Origin of the sequence: Devosia sp., assembly GCF_034675085.1 — a bacterium.
Lineage (GTDB): Bacteria > Pseudomonadota > Alphaproteobacteria > Rhizobiales > Devosiaceae > Devosia.
Map to the genome: position 1 here is coordinate 1 of NZ_JAUCDN010000276.1, position 4281 is coordinate 4281.

Sequence of the window (4281 nt, forward strand, 5' to 3'; positions counted from 1 at the left end):
GGGGGGCCCCAACGCCCAAGGGTCTTGCCGCCGGCCCGGGGCCGGGCGGCGCTTTCGTCCCAATCGTCGCGCCTGAGCGGCCGGGTGACCGTCCCGGTCGTGGCCGCGCCTGCCGCTTCACCCCCTGAGGAGCCGGAGAATGGATCGTTCCGATCGCAGATTGGCCGTGGCCCTGGCCATCGGCGTCGCGGGCCTGCTGGCGCTGCCCTGGTATCGCATCGCCGCCGGTTTCTTCGGCTTCGGCTGGCTGGGCGATTTCCCCGGCACCGCGGAAACCGCGCCGGCCCTGCTGCAAATCTTCGCCTATGGCCATTGGTGGCTGGGCCTGTTCGTGCTGATCCTGGTTGGTGTGGCAATGGGCCGGAGGCTGCCCACGCCCGAGCAGCGCGGCCGGTTGGCCGCCTGGCTCGGTGGCGGCGGTCTGGTGCTGCTGCTGTTGCAGGGCTTTCTCATCGGTTATGACGACTGGAACCTGCCGGCATTGAGCGCACTGTTTGGCTCGCTGGGCACCGGGCAACAGGCCATGGGCGCAGGGGCGCTGCTGGTGGGGCTGGCTTTTGTGCTGATCTTCGCCTTCGGCCTTGCCGAACAGGGGGTGCTCAAGGGCGATGCCTTCGTCATCGGCGCCATCGCCGTTCTGGTGGTGCTGGTGGCGGTCTTCGTCTTCTATCCTGTGGGCCGCATGTTCATCGGCGCCATGCTGGGCCATGACGGCCAGTGGGCGCCCGAGGGGTTCCTGCGCAATATCCAGGATGAATCGATCTGGAGCCTGGCCTGCCTGACGGGCGGCCGCAATTGCGGCGTCGCCTGGCGCACGGTGTGGCTGGCGCTATGCACCGCCAGCGGCTCCACCCTGCTCGGTCTAGCCTTCGCGCTGGCGGCGACGCGCACCAATTTTCCGTTCAAGAAGCTTTTGCGCACGCTGACCATCCTGCCCATCATCACCCCGCCCTTCGTCATCGGGCTGGCGCTGATCCTGCTGTTCGGCCGGGCCGGCACGGTGACTGTGTGGATGTCCGAGCTGTTCGGCATTCCGCCCGGGCGCTGGCTCTATGGCTCGACCGGGATCTGGATCGCGCAGGTGCTGTCATTCACGCCGATCTCCTTCCTGGTGCTGGTGGGGGTGGTCGAGGGCATCAGCCCGTCGATGGAGGAAGCCTCCCAGACGCTGCGCTCGGATCGCTGGCGCACCTTCACCAAGGTGTCGCTGCCGTTGATGCGGCCGGGCCTGGCCAATGCCTTCCTCATCGCCTTCATCGAAAGCATGGCCGATTTCGGCAATCCGCTGGTGCTGGGGGGTAGCCAGGGCGTGCTCTCGACCGAAATCTATTTCGCCGTGGTGGGGGCGCAGACCGATCCCTCGCGCGCGGCGGTGCTGGCCATCGTGCTGCTCGGCTTCACCCTGATCGCCTTCGTCGCCCAGCGGTTGTGGCTCTCGGGCAAGGGCTTCGCCACTGTCACCGGCAAGGGCGATAGCGGCGCCCATATCGCCCTGCCCAAGCCGCTGGCCGTCGGCATCTATGCCGTGGTCATCCCCTGGGCTCTCTTTACCCTCGTGGTCTACGCCATGATCGTCTATGGCGGCTTCGTCAAAACCTGGGGCCTGGATAACAGCCTCACCGTCGAGCATTATGTCCGCGCCTTCTCCGTGACCATACGCGACGGGGCCATCGCCTGGACCGGAGTGGCGTGGAACTCGTTCTGGACCACGATGCAGATCGCGCTGATCTCGGCACCGCTGACCGCGGCCATGGGCATGCTCACCGCCTATCTGATCGTGCGGCAGAAATTCGTCGGGCGGAACCTGTTCGAATTCGGGCTGATGCTCAGCTTCGCCATTCCCGGCACGGTGATCGGCATCAGCTATGTCATCGCTTTCAACGTGCCGCCGATCGAATTGACCGGCACGGCGCTGGTGCTGATTGCGTGCTTCGTGTTCCGCAACATGCCGGTGGGCGTACGCGGCGGCATCGCGGCGATGAGCCAGCTCGACAAGAGCCTGGACGAGGCCTCGCTGACGCTGCGCGCCACCAGCTTGCGGACCATCCGCAAGGTCATCCTGCCGCTGCTGCGGCCGGCGATCACCGCGGCGCTGGTGTTTTCCTTCGTGCGCACCATCACCTCCATCAGCGCGGTGATCTTCCTGGTCAGCGCCAAATACAACATGGCCACCGCCTATATCGTCGGGTTGGTGGAAAATGGCCGCTACGGCGTGGCCATTGCCTATTCCTCGGCGCTGATCGTGGTGATGATCACCGTGATCGGCTGCTTCCAGCTCATTGTCGGCCAGCGTCGCCTGCGGCGCGAGGACCGCATCGGCGTCGCCCGCATGCCCCAGGAGGTCTCTGCATGACCCAACCCGAATCCAGTCTCGAAGCGCGTCCCGGCTCGGTAGTCTTTACCGGCGTGCGCAAGGATTTTGGTAATTTCACCGCGATCAAGAACTTGTCGCTGACCATCGAGCCGGGCACGCTGGTAACCCTGCTGGGGCCCTCGGGCTGCGGCAAGACCACCACGCTGCGCATGCTGGCCGGGCTGGAGCATCCAAGCGTGGGGCGCATCCTGATCGGGGGCAAAGATGTCACCATGCTGCCGGCCAATGAGCGCGACGTATCCATGGTGTTCCAGTCCTATGCACTGTTTCCTCATATGAGCGTCACCGAGAATGTCGCCTATGGCCTGGCCGCCTCCGGCCTGCGCAAGGCCGAGGCGCGCGAACAGGCCGAGGCGGGGCTGGAACTGGTGGGGTTGGCCGGGTTTGGAAACCGGCTGCCGGCGGAATTGTCGGGCGGTCAGCAACAGCGCGTGGCGGTGGCCCGCGCCCTGGTGCTGCGCCCGCAAGTCCTGCTGCTTGATGAGCCGCTGTCCAATCTCGATGCGCGGCTACGCCGGCGGGTGCGTACCGAAATCCGCGAGTTGCAGCAGCGGCTCGGCTTCACCGCCGTCTATGTCACCCATGACCAGGAAGAGGCGCTGGCGGTGTCCGATCGCATCGTGGTGATGCAGCAGGGCGAGGTGGCCCAGCAAGGCGCGCCGCGCGAGCTTTATGAAACGCCAGCCTCAGCCTTCATCGCCGATTTCATGGGCGAGGCGAATGTGGTCGATTGCGTGGTCACGGGCATCGAGCAGGGCGAGGCGCTGGTGCGCATTGCCGGGCTCGACCATCGCGTACCGGTGCGCGGCGCCGTCCCCGGGCCGGCGAAGCTGGCCGTGCGCCCCAATGCCATCATGCTCACCGCCTCCAGCGGCGGCGCCTGGCCCGGTCGCATCAAGACCACGGCCTATCTCGGCGATCATCTCGAATATGAAGTGGAAACGGAGCAGGGCAGCCTCTTCGTCGTCGATGCCGATATCGACAAACATCTGACAGCGGGAACCGATGTCGGCATCACCCTGCATAATCGCGGCGTGGCCGTAATCACCGCCTGACCGTCACCAAGGATTTTTGAGCATGACTGCCCCCACCGACATTCTGGCCCGTTTCGCTCTGGCCCAGGCGATTGCCCGCGCCGCCGGCGTCAAGGCGCTGGACTATTTCAACCACCGCGACCAGTTGGTGATCGAGGACAAGGCCAATCCGCAGGACGTGGTGTCCATCGCCGACCGCGAGACCGAGCAGCTGATCCGCGCCGAAATCGCCGCGCTCTATCCCGATGACAGCGTGCTGGGCGAGGAATATGGCCACAGCCGCGGCAGCTCGGGCTTTACCTGGGTGGTCGATCCCATCGACGGCACCAGCCCCTTCGTCTTCGGCATGCCCAATTGGTGCGTGTCGATCGCTGTTGTCCATGAGGACCGGCTCGTGATCGGTGTTGTTTATGCCCCGGTCACTGACGATCTTTACGCGGCCGCCAGCGGCCATGGCGCCACGCTCAACGGACGGCGGCTGACGCTCGATCCCAACCGCACCATGACCAATTCGCTGATCGGCATCGGCTCCAACCATCATGCCGATCCGGCCGAAGTGGGCGGCGTGGTGGAAAAACTGTTGGCCCAGGGCGGCAATTTCTTCCGCAACGGCTCGGGCGCGATGATGCTGGCCTATGTCGCCGCCGGGCGGCTGGCCGGCTATTACGAGCCGTCGATGAATGCCTGGGATTGCCTGGGCGGCTATTGCCTCATCGCCGAGGCCGGTGGCTGGTATCTGCCATTTCCGCTGCCCGGAAACGGCCTGTGCACTCGAGCGCCGGTTTGTGCCGCAGGTCCAGGCGCTGTGGATCAGCTGCGGGCTCTAGTTGGTGTTTGATGCCCCAATTCGAGCCAGTGAACGCAGGAACTACT

3 protein-coding genes are annotated in these 4281 nt (G+C 65.4%); all 3 read left to right on the plus strand.

Annotated features, from left to right (window positions below):
• Positions 1-139 precede the first annotated feature (139 nt).
• Genes VDP82_RS14555 through VDP82_RS14565 form a run of 3 tightly spaced genes read left to right on the plus strand, consistent with a single transcriptional unit; the run spans position 140 to position 4246 of the window.
• Positions 140-2353, plus strand: coding sequence for an ABC transporter permease (locus tag VDP82_RS14555; RefSeq protein ID WP_323015559.1), 2214 nt, complete (start codon positions 140-142; stop codon positions 2351-2353).
• Positions 2350-3429, plus strand: coding sequence for an ABC transporter ATP-binding protein (locus tag VDP82_RS14560; RefSeq protein ID WP_323015560.1), 1080 nt, complete (start codon positions 2350-2352; stop codon positions 3427-3429). Before VDP82_RS14555 ends, VDP82_RS14560 begins: the two co-directional genes overlap by 4 nt.
• A gap of 22 nt (positions 3430-3451) precedes the next feature.
• Entirely contained in the window at positions 3452-4246 is a 795-nt protein-coding gene (locus VDP82_RS14565) for an inositol monophosphatase (RefSeq protein WP_323015561.1), read from the plus strand.
• The last annotated feature ends 35 nt before the right edge of the window (positions 4247-4281 follow it).

Coding starts and splice junctions, on each gene's coding strand:
- VDP82_RS14560 (WP_323015560.1), top strand. CDS start 2,350: ATGACCCAACCCGAATCCAGTCTCGAAGCGCGTCCCGGCTCGGTAGTC.
- VDP82_RS14565 (WP_323015561.1), top strand. CDS start 3,452: ATGACTGCCCCCACCGACATTCTGGCCCGTTTCGCTCTGGCCCAGGCG.
- VDP82_RS14555 (WP_323015559.1), top strand. CDS start 140: ATGGATCGTTCCGATCGCAGATTGGCCGTGGCCCTGGCCATCGGCGTC.